Source organism: Citrobacter sp. Colony219, assembly GCF_019382635.1.
Classification (GTDB): Bacteria; Pseudomonadota; Gammaproteobacteria; order Enterobacterales; family Enterobacteriaceae; genus Citrobacter; species Citrobacter youngae.
On sequence record NZ_CP080033.1, the window covers coordinates 2,020,618 to 2,044,974 of the forward strand.

General features: G+C 51.0%; 27 protein-coding genes and 1 tRNA gene. 22 read left to right on the forward strand and 6 right to left on the reverse strand.

What is annotated here, in order from left to right:
• Both JTI85_RS08810 and JTI85_RS08815 read left to right on the forward strand, forming a co-directional pair.
• A partial coding sequence (locus JTI85_RS08810; RefSeq protein WP_255575565.1) for an ABC transporter substrate-binding protein occupies positions 1-1,514 on the forward strand: 1,514 nt, incomplete at its 5' end.
• Positions 1,515-1,657: 143 nt separating this feature from the next.
• Positions 1,658-1,745 (forward strand) — tRNA-Ser (locus JTI85_RS08815).
• 532 nt (positions 1,746-2,277) lie between these two features.
• Here JTI85_RS08815 and cbpM read toward each other — a convergent pair.
• Both cbpM and cbpA read right to left on the reverse strand, forming a co-directional pair.
• Positions 2,278-2,571 (reverse strand): chaperone modulator CbpM, encoded by a 294-nt coding sequence (gene cbpM, locus JTI85_RS08820; RefSeq protein WP_048212100.1) that lies wholly within the window; start codon positions 2,569-2,571, stop codon positions 2,278-2,280.
• Positions 2,571-3,491, reverse strand: coding sequence for a curved DNA-binding protein (gene cbpA / locus JTI85_RS08825; RefSeq protein WP_048212099.1), 921 nt, complete (start codon positions 3,489-3,491; stop codon positions 2,571-2,573). The genes cbpM and cbpA overlap by 1 nt, the downstream gene beginning before the upstream one ends.
• Positions 3,492-3,764: 273 nt before the next feature.
• On the opposite strand from cbpA, the gene JTI85_RS08830 reads away from it, so the two are divergent.
• Positions 3,765-4,067 (forward strand): antibiotic biosynthesis monooxygenase, encoded by a 303-nt coding sequence (locus tag JTI85_RS08830; RefSeq protein WP_101742815.1) that lies wholly within the window; start codon positions 3,765-3,767, stop codon positions 4,065-4,067.
• A 112-nt stretch (positions 4,068-4,179) separates the two neighbouring features.
• Here JTI85_RS08830 and dsbA read toward each other — a convergent pair whose 3' ends face one another.
• On the reverse strand, positions 4,180-4,803 hold the full coding sequence (gene dsbA, locus JTI85_RS08835) for a thiol:disulfide interchange protein DsbA (protein WP_048212097.1): 624 nt from the start codon (positions 4,801-4,803) through the stop codon (positions 4,180-4,182).
• Between the two features lie 412 nt (positions 4,804-5,215).
• Between dsbA and JTI85_RS08840 the strand changes: the two genes are divergently transcribed.
• The 16 genes from JTI85_RS08840 (at position 5,216) to agp (ending at position 20,971) form a co-directional block, all read left to right on the forward strand.
• Positions 5,216-5,578, forward strand: coding sequence for a hypothetical protein (locus tag JTI85_RS08840; protein ID WP_048212096.1), 363 nt, complete (start codon positions 5,216-5,218; stop codon positions 5,576-5,578).
• Between the two features lie 48 nt (positions 5,579-5,626).
• On the forward strand, positions 5,627-7,507 hold the full coding sequence (locus JTI85_RS08845; RefSeq protein WP_219352441.1) for a protein-disulfide reductase DsbD: 1,881 nt from the start codon (positions 5,627-5,629) through the stop codon (positions 7,505-7,507).
• Positions 7,504-8,127, forward strand: a complete 624-nt coding sequence (locus tag JTI85_RS08850) for a DsbA family protein (protein WP_121584457.1) — start codon at positions 7,504-7,506, stop codon at positions 8,125-8,127. Before JTI85_RS08845 ends, JTI85_RS08850 begins: the two co-directional genes overlap by 4 nt.
• Positions 8,117-8,623, forward strand: a complete 507-nt coding sequence (locus JTI85_RS08855) for a protein disulfide oxidoreductase (RefSeq protein ID WP_101741511.1) — start codon at positions 8,117-8,119, stop codon at positions 8,621-8,623. Before JTI85_RS08850 ends, JTI85_RS08855 begins: the two co-directional genes overlap by 11 nt.
• Before the next feature lie 194 nt (positions 8,624-8,817).
• Entirely contained in the window at positions 8,818-9,570 is a 753-nt protein-coding gene (gene nqrC / locus JTI85_RS08860; protein WP_219352443.1) for an NADH:ubiquinone reductase (Na(+)-transporting) subunit C, read from the forward strand.
• A 272-nt stretch (positions 9,571-9,842) separates the two neighbouring features.
• Complete coding sequence (locus JTI85_RS08865; RefSeq protein ID WP_048212091.1) at positions 9,843-11,792, forward strand: FTR1 family protein; 1,950 nt, start codon at positions 9,843-9,845, stop codon at positions 11,790-11,792.
• Positions 11,793-11,821: 29 nt separating this feature from the next.
• Positions 11,822-12,349, forward strand: coding sequence for an iron transporter (locus JTI85_RS08870; RefSeq protein ID WP_003035987.1), 528 nt, complete (start codon positions 11,822-11,824; stop codon positions 12,347-12,349).
• A gap of 200 nt (positions 12,350-12,549) precedes the next feature.
• Positions 12,550-13,929 carry a Fe-S-containing protein gene (locus JTI85_RS08875; RefSeq protein WP_219352445.1) on the forward strand — a complete coding sequence of 460 codons (1,380 nt, stop codon included), beginning with the start codon at positions 12,550-12,552 and terminating at the stop codon, positions 13,927-13,929.
• A gap of 4 nt (positions 13,930-13,933) precedes the next feature.
• Positions 13,934-15,217, forward strand: a complete 1,284-nt coding sequence (locus tag JTI85_RS08880) for an ABC transporter permease (protein ID WP_121584458.1) — start codon at positions 13,934-13,936, stop codon at positions 15,215-15,217.
• Positions 15,207-16,337 (forward strand): ABC transporter permease, encoded by a 1,131-nt coding sequence (locus JTI85_RS08885; protein ID WP_061067650.1) that lies wholly within the window; start codon positions 15,207-15,209, stop codon positions 16,335-16,337. Before JTI85_RS08880 ends, JTI85_RS08885 begins: the two co-directional genes overlap by 11 nt.
• 4 nt (positions 16,338-16,341) lie before the next feature.
• Positions 16,342-17,037 (forward strand): ABC transporter ATP-binding protein, encoded by a 696-nt coding sequence (locus JTI85_RS08890; RefSeq protein ID WP_048212087.1) that lies wholly within the window; start codon positions 16,342-16,344, stop codon positions 17,035-17,037.
• A complete protein-coding gene (locus tag JTI85_RS08895; protein WP_142879276.1) occupies positions 17,024-17,509 on the forward strand; it encodes a TlpA disulfide reductase family protein in 486 nt (161 codons plus the stop codon). Before JTI85_RS08890 ends, JTI85_RS08895 begins: the two co-directional genes overlap by 14 nt.
• Before the next feature lie 24 nt (positions 17,510-17,533).
• Positions 17,534-18,022, forward strand: a complete 489-nt coding sequence (locus JTI85_RS08900) for a hypothetical protein (protein ID WP_061067652.1) — start codon at positions 17,534-17,536, stop codon at positions 18,020-18,022.
• Between the two features lie 86 nt (positions 18,023-18,108).
• Positions 18,109-18,864, forward strand: coding sequence for a sulfite exporter TauE/SafE family protein (locus JTI85_RS08905; RefSeq protein WP_101741507.1), 756 nt, complete (start codon positions 18,109-18,111; stop codon positions 18,862-18,864).
• Positions 18,865-18,933: 69 nt separating this feature from the next.
• The gene (locus tag JTI85_RS08910; protein ID WP_115602274.1) at positions 18,934-19,641 is read left to right on the forward strand and encodes a helix-turn-helix transcriptional regulator; all 708 of its coding nucleotides are present in this window, start codon (positions 18,934-18,936) and stop codon (positions 19,639-19,641) included.
• Between the two features lie 88 nt (positions 19,642-19,729).
• A complete protein-coding gene (gene agp / locus JTI85_RS08915; protein ID WP_219352447.1) occupies positions 19,730-20,971 on the forward strand; it encodes a bifunctional glucose-1-phosphatase/inositol phosphatase in 1,242 nt (413 codons plus the stop codon).
• Positions 20,972-21,009: 38 nt separating this feature from the next.
• Here the strand turns inward: agp and JTI85_RS08920 are convergent, their stop codons facing one another.
• The gene (locus tag JTI85_RS08920) at positions 21,010-21,237 is read right to left on the reverse strand and encodes a YccJ family protein (RefSeq protein ID WP_061067654.1); all 228 of its coding nucleotides are present in this window, start codon (positions 21,235-21,237) and stop codon (positions 21,010-21,012) included.
• Positions 21,238-21,257: 20 nt separating this feature from the next.
• On the reverse strand, positions 21,258-21,854 hold the full coding sequence (gene wrbA, locus JTI85_RS08925) for an NAD(P)H:quinone oxidoreductase (RefSeq protein ID WP_003832057.1): 597 nt from the start codon (positions 21,852-21,854) through the stop codon (positions 21,258-21,260).
• Between the two features lie 385 nt (positions 21,855-22,239).
• Between wrbA and JTI85_RS08930 the strand changes: the two genes are divergently transcribed.
• The 3 genes from JTI85_RS08930 (at position 22,240) to rutR (ending at position 24,187) form a co-directional block, all read left to right on the forward strand.
• On the forward strand, positions 22,240-22,413 hold the full coding sequence (locus JTI85_RS08930; RefSeq protein WP_003036022.1) for a general stress protein: 174 nt from the start codon (positions 22,240-22,242) through the stop codon (positions 22,411-22,413).
• Between the two features lie 162 nt (positions 22,414-22,575).
• On the forward strand, positions 22,576-23,490 hold the full coding sequence (locus tag JTI85_RS08935; RefSeq protein ID WP_061067655.1) for a DMT family transporter: 915 nt from the start codon (positions 22,576-22,578) through the stop codon (positions 23,488-23,490).
• 58 nt (positions 23,491-23,548) lie between these two features.
• A complete protein-coding gene (gene rutR, locus JTI85_RS08940) occupies positions 23,549-24,187 on the forward strand; it encodes an HTH-type transcriptional regulator RutR (protein WP_101741504.1) in 639 nt (212 codons plus the stop codon).
• Here the strand turns inward: rutR and JTI85_RS21365 are convergent.
• A partial coding sequence (locus JTI85_RS21365) for a lysozyme inhibitor LprI family protein (protein ID WP_255575594.1) occupies positions 24,184-24,357 on the reverse strand: 174 nt, incomplete at its 5' end. The two genes, rutR and JTI85_RS21365, sit on opposite strands and share 4 nt — an antisense overlap.

A 24,357-nucleotide genomic window follows, 5' to 3' on the forward strand; every position in this document is an offset into this window, starting at 1 on the left:
AACAGGAGCTGGTCAGAAACAACGGCAGTGAGCCAGCCTCACTGGATCCGCATAAAGTCGAAAGCAACGTTGAGTTTAATTTAATCAGCGATATGTTCGATGGGCTGGTGGCCGTAAACCTGGATGGCACTATTGCGCCCCGTCTTGCTGCCTCCTGGGAGAATAAAGATAACACTGTCTGGACCTTCCATTTACGCCCAGGCATAACCTGGTCAGATGGATCGGCTATTACTGCACAGGATGTCGTCTGGAGCTGGCAGCGCCTGGTTTCACCGCAAACTACCTCACCCTATGCCTCTTATCTGGGCAATATGCATGTCGCAAATGCGGTTGATATTGCTCAGGGGAAAAAAGATCCCGCGACGCTTGGAGTCAAGGCGCTGAATGACACCACGCTGGAAATTACCCTGACGCAGCCGACTGCGGCATTTTTAGCGATGCTGGCGCATCCATCGCTGGTGCCGCTGGATAAAGTGCTGATTGGCCGCTTTGGCGATAAGTGGACTCGTCCGGAGCACTTTGTCAGCAGTGGTGCGTATAAGTTGTCGCAGTGGGTCGTCAACGAGCGGATTGTTGCCGTGCGCAACCCGCATTACTGGGACGATCAGCACACGGTCATTAATAAAGTGACGTATTTGCCCATCAGTTCAGAGGCTGCAGACGTTAACCGTTACAAAGCCGGGGAAATCGATATTGTTTTTAGTGTTCCGGTCAATCAGTTCGCTCAATTGAAAAAGACGATGGGTGATGAACTCCATGTCTCACCTCAGCTTTCAACTTATTATTATCAGTTTAATACCACGCGTGCGCCGTTTAACGACCCACGCGTGCGTCGGGCGTTGAATATGGCGCTGGATAAGGACATCATCGCACAAAAGGTGATGGGACAGGGACAGCGTGCGGCGTGGGTTATCAGCCAGCCTGAAATTGGCGGGGTAAAATTACACGCGCCGGACTACGCATCATGGCCACTCGACAAACGCATTGCCGAGGCAAAAAAACTGCTGGCGGAAGCGGGCTACGGTCCTGAGCATCCGCTTAACTTAAATCTGCTCTACAACACTTTCGAAACGCATCAGCGAATCGCGATTGCCGCCTCGTCAATGTGGAAGAAAAATCTTAGCGTTGAGGCAAAACTGCAGAACCAGGAATGGAAAACGATGCTGGATACCATGCACACCGGCAGTTTTGACGTCGTACGCTATGCATGGATAGCGGATTACGACGATGCGTCGAGTTTCCTCAATATTTTCCGCACAGGTGATAGTGAAAACACCACCCGATACAGTAATCCAGCCTTTGACGAAGCGATGCACAATGCGGCGAAAGCAACTTCGCTCCAGGAGCGAGGCAAATATTACCAGCAGGCTGAAGACTTTTTAGGGGAAGATGTGCCAGCGATTCCGGTTTACCACTATGTTCGTACCCATCTGGTGAAGCCATGGGTGGGGGGATTTGCACCGGATAACCGGGGAAACTACTACACCAAAGATATGTACATCAAAAAACAGTAAACAGCAGCAGCCCGGATTTGTGCTGAATAAACGGTCAATTTGTTGTTATTTAAGTCGATTAACAACATTTTGGCTGTTTTTCAGGCAAACGAACACATTGGTGCTTTACAGGTTCGTTCGGGATGTTTATAGTGCGCCTCATTGGAAGCGTGGCCGAGCGGTTGAAGGCACCGGTCTTGAAAACCGGCGACCCGAAAGGGTTCTAGAGTTCGAATCTCTACGCTTCCGCCAAACATGAAAAGGGGTTACCGAAAGGTAACCCCTTTTTGCTTTTGAAGCATTAGAATAGACTTGCAATCTTGACCAATCCCCTTATGTAACATTCAAACACTTGCCTACCCCAATCCCAGGCTTTTCTTTTTAGTGCTATACGCTGCAATTTAACTGCACATTGAAAGTCTTTCCATATTGGCGTGGCTGAAGGCATGGCCATGATGTATTCATGACCTGTAAAAGCCTTAACTGAACCCAGGCCAGTCCAGTAGTGTTTGCCTGGGGGGCAAGTTCAGATCATCAGCAAATTGATGCGTTGCGCAGAAGGACATTGTCGGTACTAGTGAGACGGTTACCCATAAACGTTATTTCTGGCTAAAAAGCTGACGCGGATAGAGTCATTCATCCACAGTTTTTCTGAATATCTGCCGGGCAGGTACCGAGCTGGGCAATCCGTAGCCGAGAAATCGAATCTGATGAGTTTGGTTTTTTATAAAAAATACGCCCTGCTTACCTGTAGGTGCGGCTCATCGCCGCACTCTTAACATATTCACGGATGGCTAATAAATCGGGACAGGCGTTGGCGCAAAAAGCGGTTTTCCTGCCGCAGTTGCGCGTTCTCCTCGAGCAACGTCAGTGCGACGGCAATTCCTGGCCAGTCAAGCGCCAGTTCATGGCGCAGACGCAGTGCGCGTTGCACCACGGTCAGTGCATGGTCATCAAAGGTCTCATCTTCACGGGGTTCGATTACCCCTAAACCGACAATTTCATTCAGTTCTTCTGCAGAAACACCGGTATGCAGACAAAACTCGGTAATGGTAAAGGTAACGGTCACGTTAGCCATTATGCTTTCCCCCACTCTTTGCGCGGATCAAAGGACTTCTGCGCATCCGCCAGCTGTTGCCACAAGGCGGCGCTGTTGTCGTCAGGTTTCGGCGGCATCACGATTTTGATGACCGCGTACAGGTCGCCAGTCTGTTTTTTACCGACCAGACCTTTGCCTTTGATACGTAATCGCTGTCCAGCCTGGCTTCCTGCGGGGATGGTCAGCAAAATACTCTCTTTGAGTGTTGGTACAGTTACTTTTGCGCCCAATGCGGCTTCCCATGGGGCAAGCGGAACGACAACTTCCAGATCCTGATTAACAATATCAAACAGCGGATGCGGCGCGATATGAATCACCAGCCACAAATCACCGTTCGGGCCACCGTTTTCACCAGGGGTTCCCTGACCTTTCAGGCGAATGCGCTGCCCATTGCCGACACCGGCCGGGATCTTAACGTTGAGGGTTTTGGGGATTTCCCGCTCGATCATGCCAAACGCATTGTATACCGGCAGGTTGTAACTGATGGTGCGGCTATGCTCAGCAAGGGTTTCTTCGAGGAAAACGGCGACCTCGATTTCAATATCATGCCCGCGACTGGCGTGGCGCTGCCGTGACTGATGTGCGTGCTGGCCAAAAATTGAAGAGAAGATATCGTCGAAATCTTCAGCGCTGTAGCTTTGACCTTCTCCTTGCTGGAACTGACGATTAAACTGCGGGTCGTTGCGATGCTGCCACAGCTGGTCGTATTCGGCGCGGCGCTGTTCATCGCTCAGTACTTCCCAGGCTTCGGCAACTTCTTTAAAACGAGCTTCAGCGTCGGGTTCTTTGCTGACATCGGGATGGTATTTTCGCGCGAGACGACGGTAGGCGGTCTTGATTGTCTTGAGATCGTCTGTCGGCTTCACGCCCATAATGGCGTAATAATCCTTTAATTCCATAGCGTTCTCTCGTGTAAATCAACACATGAAGAAGGCAATCCCTCTCAAAAGGTATCACCGTTAAGTTTAGGGTAATCCCGATAGGCGCGAATGCCAACCATGAAAAAGGGGGCGCAGGTCATAAAAGGGTCACCGGCTAATGCGGTGAGCCTGCTTGTTTATTTACCTGTCATACTCACATTTTCCCTTTTCACCAGACTGTTCGTTGTTGAGCGAAGCATCGCATTTTATCCAGTAATAGAGTGGCTGAAATTAACAAGGGAGAGATACTGAATGATCGCCGTTATTTTTGAAGCAGATGTGCATCCTCAGGCTGGAGAGCGATATCTTCAACTGGCCTCAGAGCTGAAGCTGTTGTTGGCAGAGATCCCTGGGTTTATTTCTATCGAACGATTTCAGAGCATTAATACGCCCGGGAAAATGCTGTCACTTTCATGGTGGGAGAATGAGGATGCAGTGCTCAGGTGGAAATGCAACGTCAGGCATCAGGCCGCACAACAGGAGGGTAAACAGTTGATTTTTTCATACTACAGAATACGTGTTGCCACTGTTTTGAAGGATTACGCCTCTGAATAAGGTTCTGCCAGCGTATATGACAGCTGACAGTCAATAATGTCTGCCTGTAGCAACAGGAGCCAGAACAGGCTCTGGCTCCTGTTGGTGGTGCGTCAGTAATATTAACGGCTTATCAAGGTCTGGAAAAAAGAAAACGAACGGTATCAGCGTAGTTCTGGACAAAAGCGTTAACGTTATCTGATTTTAATCCTTTCGGGTTAATCATATATTTACCCTTGATAAAGATAGCCGGTACACCTTTCAGGTCTACCGCTTTAGCCAACTCCTGTTGCTTCGCCGTTAATGATTTTACGGCAAAGCTATTCCATGCAGCATCATAGTCATTTGCACTGACACCAGCGCGGATAAATACATTGCGAATATCATCTGCTGTTTTAACAGTTTGTTTTTTCTGCACGGCATCAAACAGTAAAGGTTTTACTTTATCTTCCACGTTTAACAGCATAGCGACAGACCACGCGTGCGTCATCTCCGGCCCCAACGGACCTAAGAAATCAACGTGATAGTCAGTAAGTTTGACATCAGTAGGTAATGCTTTTTTCACATTATCAGTGACTTCCAGAACTTCATCGTATTGGTAGCATGAAGGGCAATAAAATGAAAAGAACTTAAGCGCAGCGGGCGCTGACGCAACTGGCTTTTCAAGTGAAATATATTCCTTGCCATCGGTAAATGTTGCTGCCTGAACGCTCACAGTAAAAATCAGGCCTAGAAGAGGAAGTAAGATTTTTTTCATTTCCATATACTCTAAATAACATTTAACAAACAATTGTTTTGATGATGAACATAATGTTCATGGCGGTAAGTTATAATACAATATTTATCCGAAAATGTGCTGGCCCTTACTTTCATTTACGCAGGCATATCTACTGGCATACTTGTCATTCAATTTCATGGCAGTGGTGAAATACTTGTAGGGACGCTTTGTGAATAGTAAATAATAAACCCCGTGATATTTTTAGCTTTGTTTTATTAGCGTCATTATTTTGCAATAATGAAATTAATTAACAATATTAATTATCATTTCTGGGCAGCGCGCTGGAGCGGAATGAGAATTGACCGGCCTCTGCCGACATAACTTTACAGGGTAAAGGTTGCCAAAACCTCGCCAGTGACTAAGATAACTCGCGTCAATCAGTGAGGGTATAATGGCGAAACGTCAACGGATGGGATGGTGGTTCCTCTGCCTGGCATGTGTTGTGGTGATGGTATGCACCGCGCAGCGCATGGCGGGTCTGCACGCGTTGCAGATGAACACCACGACCACTGCTGTTGTCGCGAGCGCCCAGGCCGATACCGATGAAGCTTCGCCCGTTACGCCTTGTGAGCTGAGCGCAAAATCATTGCTGGCTGCACCGCCAGTATTGTTTGAAGGCGCGATTCTGGTGCTATGTTTGCTGCTGTCGCTGTTGGCACCCGTGCGGGCATTTCGCCTACCTTTTTTCCCTCCGCGCGCTATCTCGCCGCCCACACTTAGGGTTCATCTCCGATTTTGCGTCTTCCGTGAATGACAGAACAGCCGTTGCTGACTGTTAGATAATTATTCACGGAGAAAAAATATGAAGACTGTTTCCAGGCAGGCGCTGCTCTGCCTGTTATTGCTATGGCTGCCCGTATCCTGGGCGGCTGATATCGGCTGGCTGCGTTCACCCGATAACAATCACGCCAGTGTGCGGTTACGTGCCGATACAGCAGCTGACGGTGAAACCCGTCTGCTGCTCGATGTTAAACTGGAGGATGGCTGGAAAACCTACTGGCGATCGCCGGGTGAGGGCGGTGTAGCACCGTCCATCGTCTGGAAAGATAAAATGCCTGCTGTTGATTGGTACTGGCCGACTCCCGCGCGTTTTGAGGTCGCCAATATCACCACCCAGGGATATCACGATAATGTCACCTTCCCGATGGTAGTACGTGGCACCACGCCAGCCGCCCTTAACGGTGTATTGACCCTATCAACCTGCAGCAATGTCTGCCTGTTAACGGATTTTCCCTTTTCCGTGACGCCGAGCGTCCAGGACCCGTCTTTTGCTCATGACTATGCGCAAGCGATGGGGCAGATACCGCTGGCCAGCGGGCTGACCGATGCGCTTAGTGCCGGGGCGCGAGCCGGAGAGCTGGTGGTTGAGGCTCGTCGTGCGGGGGGCTGGTCTGCGCCAGGCCTGTACCTGGACACCGTTGATGATGCGGATTTTGGTATGCCGCAAATCCGCGTAGAGGGCGAAATACTACGGGCAACTGTTCCGGTTCATGACAGCTGGGGGGAAGGGGCGCCGAATCTTCGTGGTAAACAACTTACACTGGTTCTGGCTGATAACGGCGTTGCCCAGGAAAGTCGTCTTACGATTGGCGAAGCCCCGGTTATTGAAAACGCTTCACTCCCGCTGTGGCAAGTGGCGCTTATGGCGTTATTGGGCGGTTTGATTCTCAACCTGATGCCCTGCGTTTTACCGGTTCTGGGCATGAAGCTGGGCTCGATTTTACTGGTTGAGGAGAAAAGCCGTCTTCAGGTTCGCCGCCAGTTTCTGGCATCTGTGGCTGGGATCCTGGTCTCTTTTATGGCTCTCGCGCTGCTGATGACGGTGCTGCGCCTGACCAATCAGGCGCTTGGCTGGGGGATCCAGTTTCAGAATCCATGGTTCATTGGCGTGATGGTACTGGTGATGCTGACGTTCAGCGCCAGCCTGTTCGGGTGGTTTGAATTCCGACTCCCTTCTGCGATGACTACCACGCTGGCGACTCACGGCGGCAACGGTTTGTCAGGGCATTTCTGGCAGGGCGCGTTTGCGACGTTGCTTGCCACGCCGTGCAGTGCGCCGTTCCTGGGGACGGCAGTGGCGGTGGCGTTGACCGCCTCGCTGCCGACGCTATGGGGGCTGCTCCTCGCGCTCGGGCTGGGGATGAGTTTGCCATGGTTGCTGGTGGCACTGCGTCCGGGTCTGGCGCTGCGTTTGCCGCGGCCAGGACGTTGGATGAATATCTTGCGGCGTCTTCTTGGCGTGATGATGCTTGGCTCGGCTATTTGGCTGGCAACATTGCTGCTCCCGCACCTGGGGTTCGCAAGCCAAAGTACAGCCAAAGAGAGTGTGAACTGGCAACCGCTGAGCGAGCAGGCCATTGAAGATGCACTGGCTCAGCATAAGCGCGTAGTTGTAGATGTGACGGCTGACTGGTGCATTACCTGTAAAGTCAATAAATTCAATGTCCTACAAAAAGAAGATGTCCAGACTGCACTGCAACAACCCGATGTGGTGGCTCTGCGGGGTGACTGGACGCTGCCCTCTGAAGCGATCACCGAATTCCTGAAAAAACGCGGCCAGGTTGCTGTGCCGTTCAACCAAATTTATGGTCCCGGTTTGCCGCAAGGTCAGGCATTGCCGACGTTGTTAACCCGCGATGCGCTGCTGAATACACTGGCCGATGCCAAAGGAGTGAACCCATGAAAATGATGATTGTCCTGCTGCTAACCCTGTTTTCTGCCGTCAGTATCGCGAAAGAGCCTGCACCGTTTACCCTGGAACAGGAGAAGCAAATTGAAGCATTAATTCAGGAAGCCCTGTTTAACGATCCCAACAGCCCGCGGATTGGCGCAAAGCAGGCAAAACTGACCCTGATAAACTTCACCGATTACAACTGCCCATACTGCAAGCAATTGGATCCGATGCTGGAAAAAATTGTACAGAAATATCCTGATGTGGCGGTGGTGATTAAACCGCTGCCGTTTAAAGGGGAAAGTTCGGTTCTGTCGGCGCGAACCGCGCTGACGACCTGGCGTGAGCATCCGCAGCAGTTTCTGGCGTTACATGAGAAACTGATGCAGAAGAAGGGCTACCACACGGCAGTGAGTATTAAACAGGCACAGGAGAAAGCCGCTGCCAGCCCTGTGACGCTGGATGCACAAAGTGAGGAGACGCTGAGCACCAACCTGCAACTGGCACGTCTGGTCGGTGTGCGAGGCACGCCTGCAACGATTATTGGCGATGAGCTGATCCCGGGTGCAGTACCGTGGGAAACACTGGAAGAGGTGGTCAAAGAAAAGCTGGCGGCCGCAAATGGTCAGTAAACTGCGCCGCTGGCTGCGCGAAGGACTGATCTTACTGGTGTTATTCGCCGGGGCGATGTTGTTGATGGATGCCTGGCGAGCGCCCCAGCTTCCCGTAGCGTTTGACAGTACGCCTTTGCAGACGCTGGATGGTGAAAACGTTACGCTGGCCTCGCTCAGCAAAGAGGAGCCAGTGCTGATCTATTTCTGGGCGAGCTGGTGCGGCGTGTGTCGGTTCACGACACCGGAAGTCGCCAGACTGTACTCAGAAGGCGAGAACGTGATAACCATTGCGCTGCGTTCTGGTAATGAGGCGGAGGTGACGCGCTGGCTGGCGCGTAAAGGCGTAGACTTTCCCGTCATCAACGATGCCGACGGGACCATCTCCCGCAGCTGGGACATCAGCGTCACGCCAACGCTGGTCGTGATGTCGCACGGTCGCGTGGTGTCGACAACCAGCGGCTGGACCAGTTACTGGGGAATGAAGCTACGCCTCTGGTGGGCAAAAAACGTCTGATTCTGATGCCGGGGAAACCCGGCATTTTTTTACGATAAAAAGGTAAGAAAAACATGTTGTTCTGATATTGGATCCTGAAATTATATACTAATAGTTATATATTTTTGATTTTTTCTGTAGTTGCAAATCCACAAAGGTAATGGCATATCTGATGGTGTTTTAAATATCTTATTTCTCGCAGGGATTAAAGAATAATGCGCAAGGGTAAAGTTATTGTTATATCAATGATGTTTTTTTGTATCCTTATTTTTATTGCTGCTATTGTCTGGTTTATGATGTATCAGGGGGAACTCGCTTCACCTACCGGTGAAGAGAAACATGCCGCTATTCTGCATGCTTCAGGCCTGTTGAAATCAGATGCGCAGGATAAAAAAACAATTAACAATTTGTATCAACGTTATATTTTAGCGCGTAAGGTTAATCTGGATTCCGGTGAATGGGTCGCTGATGACGTCCAGACGCAGGGATGTAAAAAACTCGCTCCGGAACATGATCCCGCGAAGATCCATCAGCGCTGTACGATTGCAGATGTATATCTTGTAAAAGATAAAAGCAATAAAATTCAACAAATTATACTCCCTGTTTTCGGTAAGGGCGCGAAGTCAATGATGTATGCCTTTCTGGCTCTTGACCCAGACGGACGTACGGTTAAAAACCTGTATTACTATCAGCAGCGGGAAACTCCTTTTTTGGGAGCCAGAGTGGAAGATGAGAGTTGGCGCAAGCAATGGCCGGGTAAAAAAGTGGTTGATAATAACTGGATGCCAGCACTAAGAATAACTCAGGAGAAACCACAGAATATCGATGAATATACAGTAGATGGTATTTCTGGTGCGACCCTGACATCGAATGGGGTTGAGAGAAGCATCAACTACTGGATAGGCGAACAGGGTTATGGCCGTTTTTTGCAACGAATTACTCGTGGCCCTGATATAATAGTTCCCTGATCGCTTTTGTTTTAAATAACGTTTATCTTCATACTCATTGCCGGCCTCATTTGCGTCAGTGAGTATGGGGCAACTCAATTCCATATCACCGATAAATTCTCCTGTATTGACGGCATCATTAATAAATCCCGAATGTCTCAATTTCGTATTCATCACATTTTCATGAGATAAATTTACATAACTTGTTACCTATTGACATTTTTATGATCCAGGTCATGTACAACGCAAGCTAAAATCGATAATGATAATAATTATCATTTGTATTTTACAGGATGCGTACCGTGCGTAAGTTCTGTGTTTTCCTGCTGACCACTTTGTGTAGCTTGCTTGTAAGCCTTCATGTATGGGCCGCAACAAACTATGCTCCGTTAATTGAGGATATTGAACAACGTCTTGATAAAACAGCAGAACTTTACTCTCAGCAACAAACTGATGAAGCGCGGCGAACGGTGCAAATGGCGTACTTTGAGGTATTTGAAAACCTTGAAGGTCCTATTCGAATCAACATTTCCGCCAGCAAAAGTTATGAGATGGAAAGCGCTTTTGGTGAGATTCGTCGCATGATTGGCGAAAAAAAATCGCTCTCTGACGTGCAGTCTAAAATCGACTGGCTCAAAGCCTCGCTGCGCGAAGTTGAACCTGTGTTAGATGGCGGACATCGCCTGGTTGCCGAAGAGCAGCACAATGCGTTTTCCAGGACAGATATCGCCGTACACTGGCAAGAAAGTTTTCGCGTTATCGACGATTTGTTGGCTCAGGCAGTAAATAACTATCAGGCCGGGAATTTAAGCGTAGCCAGCCAGAACGTTCAACAAGCGCACTATCAGGGTTTTAAAAACTCAGAGATGGAAATGTCGGTCAGACAGAATCGATCGGCAAAAGACGCTGCTGCGATTAACCAGCAATTTTCTGCGTTGATTGCGCTCACCGCAGAGCCGGATCGCCTTAATGATGTCTCTTATCAGGTCACGACGTTGTTACAGGATATTGAGGATCTTCTGCCTGGTCTGCCTACTACCCGTGACGAACAGCAGGTCACGGCGGTGCAAAACACGGGGAATACGCCCACGGCACAGGATGATATAGCCCGCGCAGACTGGGCTGCCGTCTCGTTGGGTATCCATCAAAGTATTCAGAAAGCGATTGCCCGTTACCAGGAGGGCGATGCGAAGAATGCCATTCTGGATGTGCAAGACAGTTATTTTGACCGCTTTGAAGCTAGCGGTATGGAAAACAAAATCGGTTCTCGCGATTCGGCATTTAAAACCTCGCTGGAGGCTTACTTCACGCGTCTGGTTAGTTTGATGAAAGCGGGTCAGCCAGTGGAAAGACTCAACGCTGAAGCCAGCGCACTGGAGCAGGATTTACAAAAAGCAGTGGTGATGTTGGGGGAAGGAGAAGAAACCCAGTGGAGCCTGCTTCTCTACAGCCTGATGATTATCGTGCGCGAAGGACTGGAGGCCCTGCTTATTGTGGCGGCCATCGTGGCTTATATGGTGAAAAACAATCACCAGGATAAGCTTCCGTTAATTCGCCAGTCGGTGATTGTCGCGTTAATCGCAAGCGTTATTACCGCTGTGATATTCCAACTCCTGTTCACGAATTCCGGCGCCAGCCGAGAACTGCTGGAAGGCGTAACGATGCTGATTGCCGTCGTCATGCTGTTCTTCATGAGCTACTGGTTACTGTCTAAAGTCGAGGCTCGCCACTGGAAAGCATGGCTGGAAGGGAAACTGTCCCACTCACTTTCCCGTGGTTCACTGGTTGGACTGTGGCTTACCAGCTTCCTGGCGGTTTACCGCGAAGGGGCGGAGACCGTGCTGTTTTACTACGCCCTTATCGGGGATGCGAATGATATTTCTGGGCATATGGCGATTGCGGCAGGTTTTGTTATCGGCTGTGTTGTTCTGCTGGTCGCCTGGCTCATCATGCGCTACTCGGTTGTACGCCTGCCTTTGAAGCCGTTCTTTATGTTTACCGGCAGTTTTATGTACCTGATGGCCTTTGTATTTGCGGGCAAAGGGGTTCTGGAACTGGTGGAAGGTAAGCTGTTCCAGCCAACGTTGATTAACGGCTTCCCTGAAATCAGTTGGTTGGGAATTTATCCCTACGTGGAAACGTTATTACCGCAGGCCATATTGCTACTTGCGGCGCTGGTGGCGCTGTGGGTGATGCGGCGGAAAAGCACTGTTCCTGGGGAAACGATAAAAACTAATCTATAGCTGTTATTTGAGACGAGAGGATATGTCTGATGACCATGAAGAAAACCCTGATTGCCAGTGCAGTGATGGCCGGTATTTTCACTGCTCCGGCAGCGTTTGCCTTTAAGGAGTATCCGGCAGGCGAGCCTGTCACCATGAATGAGATGGAACTGGCCGCTGTGTACCTGCAGCCAATCGATATGGAACCGCGTGGCATGGGATTACCGGCAGCAAAAGCCGATATTCACCTTGAGGCGGATATTCATGCCGTGGAAGGCAGTAAAAATGGTTTTGGCGCAGGCGAATGGATCCCTTATCTGACTATCAGTTACACCTTGATTAACAGTGATACGGGTGAAAAACAAGAAGGTACGTTCATGCCGATGGTTGCCAGCGATGGCCCTCATTACGGTGCGAACATCAAAATGATGGGGGTGGGTAACTATAAAGTGACCTATCACATCGAACCGCCGTCAAAAGCAGGTATGCACCGTCATACAGACAGTGAGACCGGCGTTGGTCGCTGGTGGAAACCATTTGATGTGAGTTATGAATTTAAATACGTCGGCCTGAACTAAGCGCTTTTCCATCAGGCTGCTTGATTTGCCATTTTGGACCGGGCAGTGCTCACAATCTTACGTACGAAGTGTACCCACGATTTGTTTTGCGCTGCTCATGTCTTAACTGACCGCGAACTTATCCCCCTGATGGGCAGGCTCTAAATTATCGATGTACCTGGATAGTTACATCATTCAATCCGCCGTACAGAGTCGATGTTATGAGTTATTTTTTTGTCACGACGCTACAGGTTTTTTTCTGCATTGCGCTGCTCTCCGGGGTTCTCTGGAGTCGCATCGATCCCCCTTCATTGCGCCCACTCGTCTGGACCTTACTCACAGGCTTAATCCTTGGCGTGCTGGTGGGACTTACCCTCCGCGGCTCGCAGCCAGTGCAATTGTTGCTGGTTGGCACAGAAGTGATGATTACGCTGCTGTTTGTATTGAGCTTCTGGTGGGTATCAAAGCGCATTCGCTACCTGTGGCAAGGGATTTTGGTGTTTGGCGCAGCCCGACATTGGGCTTTGGATCCCAATCTCGGCGGATTAACCAGCACCCATGTGCTAAATACCGATCTGCTGTTGAATCTGACGGCAATGCTATTGGCATTTGCGATCCTCTGCCTGGTTGGGGTACTGAGCGCTATGCTGTTGCGTCGTATTCGTGGACTCTACTGGCCGTTGACGCTGATTCTGATGGTCATGATTTGGCTGCCATTAAGCGGTAATTTGTTGCTGCTGTTAATGAAACTGCAGGTGCTACCGCTGGCGAAATCGCTATTGAGTTTTGTGGCCAAAGTGACAAACAACGCGGCGATGTATAACTGGTTGGGGGCCGCCCTATTACTTGCTCTGGCACTGTGCTGGGTACCGGCGTTGTTACGCGCGATCCGCCAGACGCGTAAAGCCGATGAGCCGATTGCTTATCGACTGGCGCTGGCGCATCGTCGAAATGCGTTTCGTCTTTGGCTGGTCACGCTAGGTTGTGCGGTGGTGGTGATCGCCGGGCAACTGTGGTGGGAAAAAGTCGCCTCTCAACCGCCGCAGTTGTCAGAAGCCATTCCGGTACAACTTGCCAGTGATGGCATGGTTCATCTGCCAATAGAACGACTCCGTGATGGCAAGCTGCACCGCTTTGTTTGGGTGGCCGATGATGGTAAAGCGGTACGTTTTTTCGTGATTAACCGCTATCCCGACAAGTTGCGTTTGGGGGTGGTTTTTGATGCCTGTCTACTGTGTGGCGATCAGGGTTACGTGATGGAAGGTAATCAGGTTATCTGCGTGGCATGCGGGGTACACATTTTCATTCCTTCGATTGGTAAACCTGGTGGTTGCAATCCGGTGCCAATTGAAAACTGGCGTAATGATGAGAAAGAGCTGGTGATCCCAGGTAAAGAGCTGGCTGCTGGCGTGAATTACTTCTCGACGGTCATGACCATCAAGGTGACCGACCCGGTTGATGGTTCCACATTGACCAATACTTCTGCTGACTACAAATACAGCTATGGTGGCAAAACCTGGTTTTTCTCGTCCGAGGACAATTACGATCGCTTCCGTAAAACTCCGGAACAGTTCGTCCCTGCTGAATTGAGGGAGGAGTAACAAAATGCTGTGGAGAATGTTACGACAATCCTGGGGGCGTAATCTCCGACGCAAGGGGCTGGCTATTATGACCGTCTTTCTTGCGTCCAGCCTGATCTCCGCCCTGCTGGCGGTGTCGATTGATATTGGCGATAAAATGTCCAGAGAATTGAAGTCCTATGGTGCCAATATTTTGATTGAACCTGCCGGACAGGCGGCGCTGCCTGCACTTTTCAGTGAAAACAGTAATCCACTATCAGGACAGGATTTCCTTGATGAAGCGGAACTCCCCAACATTAAGGATATTTTCTGGCGCAACAACATTGTCGGCTTTGCCCCTATGCTTGGCGGTGATGTCGACGTTAACGGCAAAGAAGTACGTATTCTCGGCACCTTCTTCAGCCAACCGGTAGATATTCCAGATGAAGAAGGGTTTGAGACGGGGCAAAAAACGGTAAGCCCGTTCTGGCAAGTGACAGGCCACTGGCCGCAAGAGCCTGCTGGTGATGCTCCTCAAACACTGGTAGGGCATGCGTTGGCGCGACAAACGGGCTGGAAGCCAGGCGATCAACTGGTGATCCGTACCAGCAATACAACGGTGAATGTGACCGTCAGCGGCATCCTCTCCAGCGGCGGGGATGAGGATAACCAACTGGTTATGCCGTTGAGCACGGCGCAAACGTTGCTGGGTTTACCCGGCAAAGTGCAGGCCATTCGTGTCTCGGCGCTGACGGTGCCGGAAAATGAGTTGTCGCGTCGGGCGCGTGAAAATCTCGATGCACTGAATGCTGAAGAGTACGACCTTTGGTACTGCACGGCCTATGTCTCGTCCATTGCTCATCAACTGGAGGAGGCTATTTCCGGTGCAGAAGTTCGCCCTGTGTGGCAGGTTGCTGCATCTGAGGGGGTTGTAATCGATAAAATTCAGTTGCTGATGGCCGTCGTGACCGTCGCAGCACTGGCAGCTTCGGCTATGGGAATCGCGTCACTGATGACCAGCACCATTATGGAGCGCGCTAAAGAGATCGGCCTGATGAAGGCGCTTGGCGCGCATCAGTGGCAAATCATGCTGTTGTTCTATCTTGAAGCCGCGTCCAGTGGACTGGCCGGTGGGGCATTGGGATGTGTTGCTGGATGGGGAATGGCGAAAGCGATTGGCCTGATGCTATTTGATGCGCCATTGAATTTTGCCTGGATTGTGGTGCCATGTGTATTGGTTATTGCGGTCCTGATTGCCCTGATTGGCACCTGGTTCCCGGCCCGCCGTATTGCCCGCCTGTATCCTGTGGAGGTGCTGTATGGCCGCTAAACGTACCATGCTCTGGTTGCTGGTATGGCGGGCGCTGCGTCTGCGTTTTCAGCGAGTTAGCGTAGTATTTGCCGCATTGATGGTCGGGGCGACCATTGTGACCGCGCTATCTGCGGTGTGGTTCGACATCAATACCAAAATGAGTGAAGAATTGCGGACCTTTGGCGCAAATTTCTACATCGGGCCAGGCCATGGCTCCAGCATGCCGCAGCAAGCGTTGCAGACTATTTTAGATCAGGCACCGCAAGGCCTGGTTCACGGAGCCAGTCCTTGGCTTTACGGTATGGCGCGTACCGAGCTGGAGAAGGTGGTGATTGTCGGCGTGTGGTTTGAATCCTTGCAAAAGCTGGTGCCGTACTGGCAGGTTCAGGGGAGTTGGATTGGTGTTAGCTTTGACGATCGCAATGCGATGATTGGCGTCAAATTGGCTGAGCGTCTTAACGTCCAACCGGGTGATAACATCATCCTGGTGGATCACAATCAGCGCAAAAACTTACAGATAAAAGGCATTGTTGAAGCCGGTGATGCGACAGATAACATGCTAATTGTGAGTCTTGATGTGGCGCAGGCGTGGTTGCATCAGCCCGATAAAATCAGCCATGGGCTGCTGAGTGTCAGTAACGATGTCGGTCAGGTGGAAAACTATGCCAGCCGATTGCAGGCTCAATACCCGGATCTGGAGATCCGTCCTATACGGAAAGTCTCCGCATCAGAAGGACAGGTACTGGATAAAATAAAAGGGTTAATGGGGCTGGTATCGGTTGTGATCCTTGCGCTGTCATCTTTGTGCGTGAATACCACGTTGATGGCCATTGTGGGTGAGCGGGCCAGGGAATTTGCGCTGCAAAAAGCGTTGGGGGCCAGCAACGGTGATATTGTCCGGCAAATTCTCCTTGAAACCTGCATTATCGCGCTGGCTGCAGTGGTTTGTGGGTGGATCTTAGGGTACATGTTGGCCCAACTACTGGGACTGACCGTATTCAATGCCGCAATAGCGCTACGCTGGCCAGTGCTGCCCATCACCCTGACATTATCTTTACTGGTCGCCATTCTGGCGGCGATTGTTCCGGTCCGTCGCGCGGTTAGCGTCGAACCCGCAAAAGTGTTGAAAGGAGAGTAACGCAATGTCCGTTGTGCAGACCCCGTCAATGGCGATTGAAACCCGCCATTTATATAAACGGTTCGGCGATGTTACCGCCTTAGATGACATTAACCTGCAAATAGTGCAGGGGGAGTTTGTCGCGATTATGGGCGCTTCTGGTTCGGGTAAAACGACACTGATGAATATTCTGACCTGCCTGGACACCGCGACAGAAGGTCAGGTGTTTTTAGATGGGATTGATGCTGCCGCACTGGATGAAGAGGGGCGTCGCCGTTTTCGTGCTGAGAAAATAGGGTTGGTATTCCAGCAGTTTCATCTGATCCCGTTTTTAACCGCGCTGGAGAATATCATGCTGGCGCAACACTACCATAGCGTGGTAGATGAAGCGGCGGCCAGAAAGGTTCTGGAACAAGTCGGTCTTGGGCATCGAGTAACACACCTGCCGAGTCAACTTTCTGGGGGAGAGCAGCAACGGGTGTGCATTGCCCGGGCGCTGGTCAATGAGCCGCCGGTGATTTTTGCCGATGAACCTACGGGTAACCTTGACGAAGAGAATGAACAGCGGGTGTTGGATCTACTCACTGACCTGCATCGGCAGGGGCGCACGATTGTGATGGTGACGCATAATCCGGCGCTTGGGTTATTTGCCGATCGTATTATCCGTTTGCAGCATGGCAAATATCAGGGTGAGGAGGCGAATCAACATGCGCTGGATTAACATATTAACTTTCTCCATTTTGGTTCTGATTAGTGGATGTAAAGAAGAGAAGTTGGTGGTTGGGCAGCAAGCCCCGGCGCTGGCAACATTCGACCTGCAGGGGGGAGAAGCAGGGCTTGAACGCTGGCGTGGAAAGGCTGTTTATCTAAACTTTTGGTCGGCGGGATGCGGTGGCTGTCTTGCCGAAATGGACGCGCTGGAAGCGCTAAGTAAAAAGTGGGGCGATAACGTTGTGGTCGTGGCCGTGAATACCGATCCGGCGACGGTTAACATAGATAACTTACTGGCGAAACATCAGGTTTCTTACCCGGTACTCCGCGATCAGCTTAAGATTTCCCAGGAGCGCTATCAGGTCATCGGTACGCCAACCTCTGTGTTAATTGACAGGGACGGTCGTGTACTGGAATTACACCAGGGGATGCGGAAACCGCCTGAGTTAGATGCAACGTTTGCGCGACTGGCCGCCCGATGAACGCGATACAAAGAGAAACACTATATGGCATTCAGGTGGAATAAAGAGAGTCTGGCCGTCCTGCGTGAAAACGCAGGCGTTCTCACGACGGAGCAGATTGCGGGGATGCTTCGCACTAATATTACGGTTGTGCGCAATATGGCGTACCGACTGAAACTGAGCCTGCGGGTATCAGCCTACAATCAAAAACGTATTGAGCAGGTACAAACTCTCTATACGTCTTCTGAACCACTAAATCTGAAAGAGATTGCTGCAAAAACTGGACTGACATTCAGTACGGTGCAATACATTGTATATGTGAAATTAAAAAGTAAACCATATACCAAACGGGAATATGTTTCCTTTGAAACTGATGATGCGGTTCATTATCGGATACAACGAGAGTTCATTGATACTGAGCGTTCCCTTTTACACAACATCCCAGATAACACGTGCTTTCATCAATTGTATCTGACAGACGGAACCTTATATTGTGCACGTAATATCCGCAGCGAAGTGATTATCTGCGAATAATTGGATGGCATATTTCGTCACCCGACGAAGCAAGTATTCATAGTTGCGTTTAACCTGGCTTATCTTTTTTTGTGGGAAAATAAAGAATGGCCAATGTATACGCATTTGAACCCTCCCTGGTGATGATGATTACCGTCACGTTTGTCCTCGCCGGGATGGTGAAAGGTGTCACCGGTATGGGTTTGCCCACGGTGGCGATGGGGATCCTCGGATCGCTTATTTCTCCGGTCGCGGCGGCGGCGATGTTGCTGTTACCCTCTCTAATTAGCAATCTGTTTCAGTTTGGCGGTGGTGGTAACACTGGCCGATTGCTGCAACGATTGTGGCCTATGCTGCTGGCGGTGGTGATTGCCACTTTGCTTGCCAGTGTCTGGATCACCGGGGGCGACACAACCCGGACCCAGTTTGCGCTGGGTATGGCACTGGTTGCTTATGCTATCTGGACGCTGGCGGGAAAGAAAATTACCGTGGATCCGCAGCGTGAAAAACCCTTTTCCCTTGTCATTGGATTCGTGACCGGTTTATTGACGGGGGGAACGGGGGTATTTGTCATGCCCGCCGTGCCATGGATCCAGTCTTTGGGCTTTGAAAAGGATGAACTGGTACAGGCGCTTGGGATCTCTTTTACGTTTTCGACACTGGCGTTAGCACTGGGCTTGTGGTGGCACAACGCGCTGCCCGTACAATCCCTAAGTTTGTCGGCTTTGGCCATTGTTCCTGCACTTATTGGCCAGTGGATAGGAACCCGTGTGCGAAGAGTTATTTCTCCGCTCGTGTTTAAACGCTGTTTTCTGTTTTGTCTGATCGGGCTTGGCGTAGAGATGATGCTGCGAGCGGCGTGACCTGTGCAGTGACTTTAGGGCGCTCTCATGGCATCGTTCATTCAGCTATTTAGGGTCAAAGGGGGCGTTATGGCATCAGTGGTGTTAAATGAAGAAGAGGACGATCTGGAGTCGAGAATGGCGCTTACTGCGGCGGCAATGGCCGATAAGTCGCGCTCGCGTATGCTGTGCGCCCTGATGGATGGGCGCGCCTGGACTGCAACCGAACTTAGCGCTGTGGCGGATGTGTCTGCGTCGACCGCCAGCGCGCATCTGGCGCGTCTGTGCGAACAACGCTTTGTTGTGGCGCTTGCGCAGGGCAGGCATCGTTATTTTCGCCTTGCGAGTCACGATATCGCCGAACTGCTGGAGCGCCTGATGGGCGTGGCGTGGAGCACATCCGTACCACGAAAAATTACTACGCCGCTAAGCTTGCGGCATGCCCGAACTTGCTACGATCATCTGGCTGGAGAGGTGGCGGTAAGGCTGTTCGATACGCTGGTTTCCCGCCAGTGGTTAACGCCGGATGGCGAAACGCTAACGTTACTTGGACAGGAAAAGCTGGCGCTGATGGGGATTGTCCTCACTGCTGGCTCATCCCGGCGGAAATTAACCTGTGGTTGTCTGGACTGGAGCGAACGACGTTATCATCCCGGCGGCGTGCTTGGCGCATCGCTGCTGCGCTGGTTGATTGAAAAGCAATGGATAAAAACGCAGACAGGCAGCCGCCACGTTACCTTTACCCCACTTGGTGTGCGCAAACTTCAGACGGAGTTTGGCATCCAAACGACACGGTAGATGCCCCATTTTTGCGAAAGCGTTCCCGGAAAAATGTCATATATCTGTCACACTCTGTGGTGATTGATAACAACAAGAGGTCGTAGGGATGAATAAATCGTTAATCGCCGCCGCTGTGGCAGGGGCTGTATTACTGTCCACCGCCGCGCAGGCGCAGACCGCGCCGGAAGGCTATCAGCTTCAACAAGTATTGATGATGAGTCGGCATAACTTACGCGCACCTTTAGCCAATAACGGCAGCGTTCTTGAACAGTCCACCCCCAAGCAATGGCCAGAATGGGATGTCCCCGGCGGACAACTCACCACCAAAGGCGGTGTGCTGGAAATCTATATGGGCCACTACATGCGAGAGTGGCTGGCAGAGCAGGGGATGGTGAAATCGGGCGAATGTCCGGCACCGGATACGGTTTATACCTATGCTAACAGCCTGCAGCGCACTGTTGCTACGGCGCAGTTCTTTGTCACCGGTGCTTTCCCTGGTTGCGATGTTCCGGTCCATCATCAGGAAAAAATGGGCACCATGGATCCCACCTTTAATCCGGTGATCACCGATGATTCCGCCGCCTTCAGCCAGCAGGCCGTACAGGCCATGGAGAAAGAGCGTAGTAAAATGCAGCTCGACGACAGTTACCAACTGCTTGAGCAAATGACCGACTACAAAGACTCTCCATCCTGTAAAGAAAAACAGCAGTGTTCTCTGACCGATGCGAAAGACACATTCAGTGCTAAGTATCAGCAGGAGCCAGGCGTGTCGGGGCCGCTGAAGGTGGGGAATTCGCTGGTTGATGCCTTCACCTTGCAATATTACGAAGGCTTCCCGATGGACAAGGTTGCCTGGGGCGAGATTAAATCCGATGAACAATGGAAGGTGCTGTCGAAGCTGAAAAACGGCTATCAGGACAGTCTGTTCACCTCCCCGGAAGTGGCGCAGAACGTCGCCAAACCGCTGGTGAAATATATTGATAATGCGCTGGTTACTGAACGCGCGAAAGCACCGAAAATAACTGTGCTGGTGGGACATGACTCAAACATCGCATCGCTGCTCACCGCGCTGGATTTCAAACCCTACCAGCTTCACGATCAGAACGAGCGTACGCCGATTGGCGGGAAGATTGTCTTCCAGCGCTGGCATGACAGCAACGCAAATCGTGATCTGATGAAAATCGAGTATGTGTATCAGAGCTCGCAGCAGTTGCGTAATGCAGACGTTCTGACGCTGAAATCCCCGGCGCAGCGCGTAACGCTTGAGCTGAAAGGATGTCCGATAGATGCGGATGGTTTTTGCCCGATAGATAAGTTCGACAGCGTGCTGAATGAGGCGGCGAAGTAAAAGAAAAACTCCCCCGTGTTCGCGGGGGAGTCTGAGCGCTAGACGTTTTTACGTTCGATAGTCTGTTCACCCCAAAAGAGCGAATCTTTGTCTGTTTTTTCAAAGGCTTTGATGAGTACCTCGTCGCTACCTTCTTCCCAAATTTTTTCCGCCAGTTTTTCGTCATAATTCGCGACTTCAAAAATGGCTTCGGCTATTTCCGGCGATGTATTGCGCAGACTTGCCCATTCACCAACGTGATGAGCTTTCGCTTCTTGAGTTGGCATTCGAATCCTCCTGTTGAAGATTAGCCGTTGAGTTTTACTGCCAGACCCGCGACATATTCACCCTGATAGCGGGCGATAGATAACTCTTCCTGACTTGGCTGACGAGAGCCGTCGCCTCCGGCGATGGTCGTTGCGCCGTAAGGTGTGCCTCCACGAACTTGTGAGACATCAAACAGTTCTTGCGCCGCATAACCGATGGGTACAATCACCATCCCATGGTGGGCAAGTGTTGTCCAGGTTGATGTAATGGTTTGTTCCTGACCGCCGCCAGTGCCTGTTGAGCTGAATACGCTGGCGAGTTTGCCGTAAAGGCCGCCAGAAGCCCACAGTCCGCCAGTCTGGTCGAGGAAGGTGCGCATCTGGCCGGACATATTGCCAAAGCGTGTCGGGGTACCAAAAATAATGGCGTCGTAATCAGCCAGTTCTTGCGGGGTGGCGACTGGTGCGTTTTGGGTTTTGCCGCCAGCCTTGAGGAAAATCTCAGGCTGCATGGTCTCTGGTACGCGCTTAATAATCACTTCCGCGCCATCTACCTTATTTGCGCCTTCTGCGACTGCATGGGCCATAGTTTCAATGTGTCCGTACATGGAATAATAAAGCACCAGAACTTTTGCCATTTTACACTACTCCTCGAGTTAACTGTGTCCGTAGCGATTCGCTACCTCCCTTTAAAGATATGACGTACGGCCAGGAGTGCAAATTTCACAATCACTTCTTTGATTTATAACAATTTTTATAACAACTGTTTTTGTTGCAAAATGATACATTTTTAACCGAGCGGAATTTGGTAGCCATAAGAAAGACTTATTGATTTCATGCCGCGATTATTAACATCTGGCGGCCATTCCTGTTGCAGAATATTACAGTTCGCCGGTTATCCGGTTACTCTTCACTATGCTTAATCCCACGCAGTAAAAATCAGGGCACGGCCCTTGCGCTGCGTGAGGTATCACTCCTCAGTACCTATGCAATATGATGGCTAATCAATGACGGAGGTCAGTAATGGCAAACCATCGGGGCGGTTCCGGCAACTTTGCGGAAGACCGCGAAAGAGCATCAGAAGCAGGTCGAAAAGGTGGCCAGCACAGCGGGGGCAACTTCAAGAATGACCCGCAACGCGCTTCAGAAGCAGGAAAAAAAGGGGGCAAGAATAGTCACGGCAATAACAAATCGTAATTGTCGGGCTGTCTGTTAGAGATATCGTGACGGCTGAGTGTTCAGAGACAGACGTTACGTCGCCACCGCCGCCGGGTCGTTCCGGCGGTTTTTTTTGTCTGCAAGGTTGAACTGTAACAAAACGCAACGCAGACTAATGACATTCAGATAATCGGGTGTCTCATGTCATTACTTTCTCGTTATTCCTTCTCTGTTAAACCCCAGGAGGCGATCCTCATTGTGATCACCATGTTCTGGGGCGGAACGTTTTTGGCTGTGCAATATGCTGTCACGCTGAGCGGTCCCTTTTTCTTTGTCGGCGTGCGTTTTGCCACCGCCGCGCTAGCGGTCGCGCTTTTGTCGTTACGCACATTGCATAAGCTAACGTGGCTGGAATTCAAAGCAGGCGTGGCAATCGGTATCGCCATTGCGCTGGGCTATAGTCTGCAAACCTGGGGACTACAGTTTATTCCCAGCAGTAAATCGGCGTTTATTACTGCGATGTACGTGCCACTGGTACCGCTTTTACAATGGCTGTGTCTGGGACGTATGCCCGGGCTGATGCCGTGTGTCGGCATTGTGCTGGCTTTTATCGGGTTGATTTTTCTCGCCGGGCCAGGAGGCAATTTGCTGGCTTTGGGCGAAGGCGAGTGGATCACGCTCGCCGGTGCGGTGGCGATTGCGGCAGAAATTATCCTGATTAGCGCGTGGGCGGGAAAAGTGGATGTACGGCGGGTAACGGTAGTGCAACTGGCAACAGCTTCAATCGTGGCGTTTATTGCAATGGCCCCAGCCGGAGAGTCCGTACCGCCAATGTCTACCGGATTGCTGGTGGTGGCGCTGGGGCTGGGGATTTTCAGCGCGATTATTCAGGTCACCATGAACTGGGCGCAGCGCAGCGTTTCGCCGACACGCGCAACGGTAATCTATACCGGTGAGCCTGTATGGGCGGGGATTTTTGGTCGACTCGCAGGGGAACGTCTGCCGCTGCTTGCTCTGTTGGGGGCGGCATTCATTATCATTGGTGTACTGGTCAGCGAACTCAAGTTCAAAAAGAAGAAAGCCGTCCAGCAGGAGGCTCCGCCCGAGTCGCTTTAATTTAACGTTTCAGTGTGCGATTTGTTATGCTGGCGCCCTCAGAACAAGGAGAGGGTGCATGGCTCAAGGCGCAGAGAAAAAAACAGGTAAACGCTCGCAGGCCGTGAGTGCAAAACGCCAGGCTATCTTAACCGCGGCATTAAATGTCTTTTCCCAGTATGGCATTCATGGCACGCGTCTGGAGCAGATTGCGGAACTGGCGGGGGTGTCTAAAACGAATCTGCTTTATTACTACCCTTCTAAAGAAGTGCTCTATATTGCCGTATTACGCCAGATCCTCGATATCTGGCTGGCACCGCTGAAGGCCTTTCGCGAGGACTTTGCGCCACTGTCGGCGATTAAAGAGTACATCCGACTCAAACTGGAAGTGTCCCGCGATTATCCCCAGGCATCGCGACTATTTTGTATGGAAATGCTGGCAGGCGCGCCGTTGTTGATGGCTGAATTAACTGGCGATCTCAAAACGCTGATTGATGAGAAATCTGCGCTGATTGCTGGGTGGATTAAAAGCGGGAAGCTGGCGCCGGTCGATCCGCATCATCTGATTTTTATGATTTGGGCTTCAACCCAGCATTACGCCGATTTTGCCCCACAGGTAGAGGCAGTGACGGGCGCAACGCTGCGTGATGAAGCCTTTTTTAACCAAACCGTTGAGAGCGTACAGCGGATGATTATTGAAGGGATCCGCGTGCGTTAACCTGCCGGCGGTAATGGACAGCTTAAATCACCTTCTTCGCACTGTAAGAGCGAGGCGAGAAACGCTTCGCGCTCGTTGGTTTTGTCCGTTAAACACTGGCTGGTGATCATCGACTGTATGCTGCCGCCTTCCGTGCCTGAACTGATCAATGCGCAGTCCGCATCGCGCAA

What these genes read in the sequence shown, in the direction of transcription:
- cbpM (WP_048212100.1), bottom strand. Translation starts at nt 2,571, where the DNA reads ATGGCTAACGTGACCGTTACCTTTACCATTACCGAGTTTTGTCTGCAT.
- cbpA (WP_048212099.1), bottom strand. Translation starts at nt 3,491, where the DNA reads ATGGAATTAAAGGATTATTACGCCATTATGGGCGTGAAGCCGACAGAC.
- JTI85_RS08830 (WP_101742815.1), top strand. Translation starts at nt 3,765, where the DNA reads ATGATCGCCGTTATTTTTGAAGCAGATGTGCATCCTCAGGCTGGAGAG.
- dsbA (WP_048212097.1), bottom strand. Translation starts at nt 4,803, where the DNA reads ATGAAAAAAATCTTACTTCCTCTTCTAGGCCTGATTTTTACTGTGAGC.
- JTI85_RS08840 (WP_048212096.1), top strand. Translation starts at nt 5,216, where the DNA reads ATGGCGAAACGTCAACGGATGGGATGGTGGTTCCTCTGCCTGGCATGT.
- JTI85_RS08845 (WP_219352441.1), top strand. Translation starts at nt 5,627, where the DNA reads ATGAAGACTGTTTCCAGGCAGGCGCTGCTCTGCCTGTTATTGCTATGG.
- JTI85_RS08850 (WP_121584457.1), top strand. Translation starts at nt 7,504, where the DNA reads ATGAAAATGATGATTGTCCTGCTGCTAACCCTGTTTTCTGCCGTCAGT.
- JTI85_RS08855 (WP_101741511.1), top strand. Translation starts at nt 8,117, where the DNA reads ATGGTCAGTAAACTGCGCCGCTGGCTGCGCGAAGGACTGATCTTACTG.
- nqrC (WP_219352443.1), top strand. Translation starts at nt 8,818, where the DNA reads ATGCGCAAGGGTAAAGTTATTGTTATATCAATGATGTTTTTTTGTATC.
- JTI85_RS08865 (WP_048212091.1), top strand. Translation starts at nt 9,843, where the DNA reads ATGCGTACCGTGCGTAAGTTCTGTGTTTTCCTGCTGACCACTTTGTGT.
- JTI85_RS08870 (WP_003035987.1), top strand. Translation starts at nt 11,822, where the DNA reads ATGACCATGAAGAAAACCCTGATTGCCAGTGCAGTGATGGCCGGTATT.
- JTI85_RS08875 (WP_219352445.1), top strand. Translation starts at nt 12,550, where the DNA reads ATGAGTTATTTTTTTGTCACGACGCTACAGGTTTTTTTCTGCATTGCG.
- JTI85_RS08880 (WP_121584458.1), top strand. Translation starts at nt 13,934, where the DNA reads ATGCTGTGGAGAATGTTACGACAATCCTGGGGGCGTAATCTCCGACGC.
- JTI85_RS08885 (WP_061067650.1), top strand. Translation starts at nt 15,207, where the DNA reads ATGGCCGCTAAACGTACCATGCTCTGGTTGCTGGTATGGCGGGCGCTG.
- JTI85_RS08890 (WP_048212087.1), top strand. Translation starts at nt 16,342, where the DNA reads ATGTCCGTTGTGCAGACCCCGTCAATGGCGATTGAAACCCGCCATTTA.
- JTI85_RS08895 (WP_142879276.1), top strand. Translation starts at nt 17,024, where the DNA reads ATGCGCTGGATTAACATATTAACTTTCTCCATTTTGGTTCTGATTAGT.
- JTI85_RS08900 (WP_061067652.1), top strand. Translation starts at nt 17,534, where the DNA reads ATGGCATTCAGGTGGAATAAAGAGAGTCTGGCCGTCCTGCGTGAAAAC.
- JTI85_RS08905 (WP_101741507.1), top strand. Translation starts at nt 18,109, where the DNA reads ATGGCCAATGTATACGCATTTGAACCCTCCCTGGTGATGATGATTACC.
- JTI85_RS08910 (WP_115602274.1), top strand. Translation starts at nt 18,934, where the DNA reads ATGGCATCAGTGGTGTTAAATGAAGAAGAGGACGATCTGGAGTCGAGA.
- agp (WP_219352447.1), top strand. Translation starts at nt 19,730, where the DNA reads ATGAATAAATCGTTAATCGCCGCCGCTGTGGCAGGGGCTGTATTACTG.
- JTI85_RS08920 (WP_061067654.1), bottom strand. Translation starts at nt 21,237, where the DNA reads ATGCCAACTCAAGAAGCGAAAGCTCATCACGTTGGTGAATGGGCAAGT.
- wrbA (WP_003832057.1), bottom strand. Translation starts at nt 21,854, where the DNA reads ATGGCAAAAGTTCTGGTGCTTTATTATTCCATGTACGGACACATTGAA.
- JTI85_RS08930 (WP_003036022.1), top strand. Translation starts at nt 22,240, where the DNA reads ATGGCAAACCATCGGGGCGGTTCCGGCAACTTTGCGGAAGACCGCGAA.
- JTI85_RS08935 (WP_061067655.1), top strand. Translation starts at nt 22,576, where the DNA reads ATGTCATTACTTTCTCGTTATTCCTTCTCTGTTAAACCCCAGGAGGCG.
- rutR (WP_101741504.1), top strand. Translation starts at nt 23,549, where the DNA reads ATGGCTCAAGGCGCAGAGAAAAAAACAGGTAAACGCTCGCAGGCCGTG.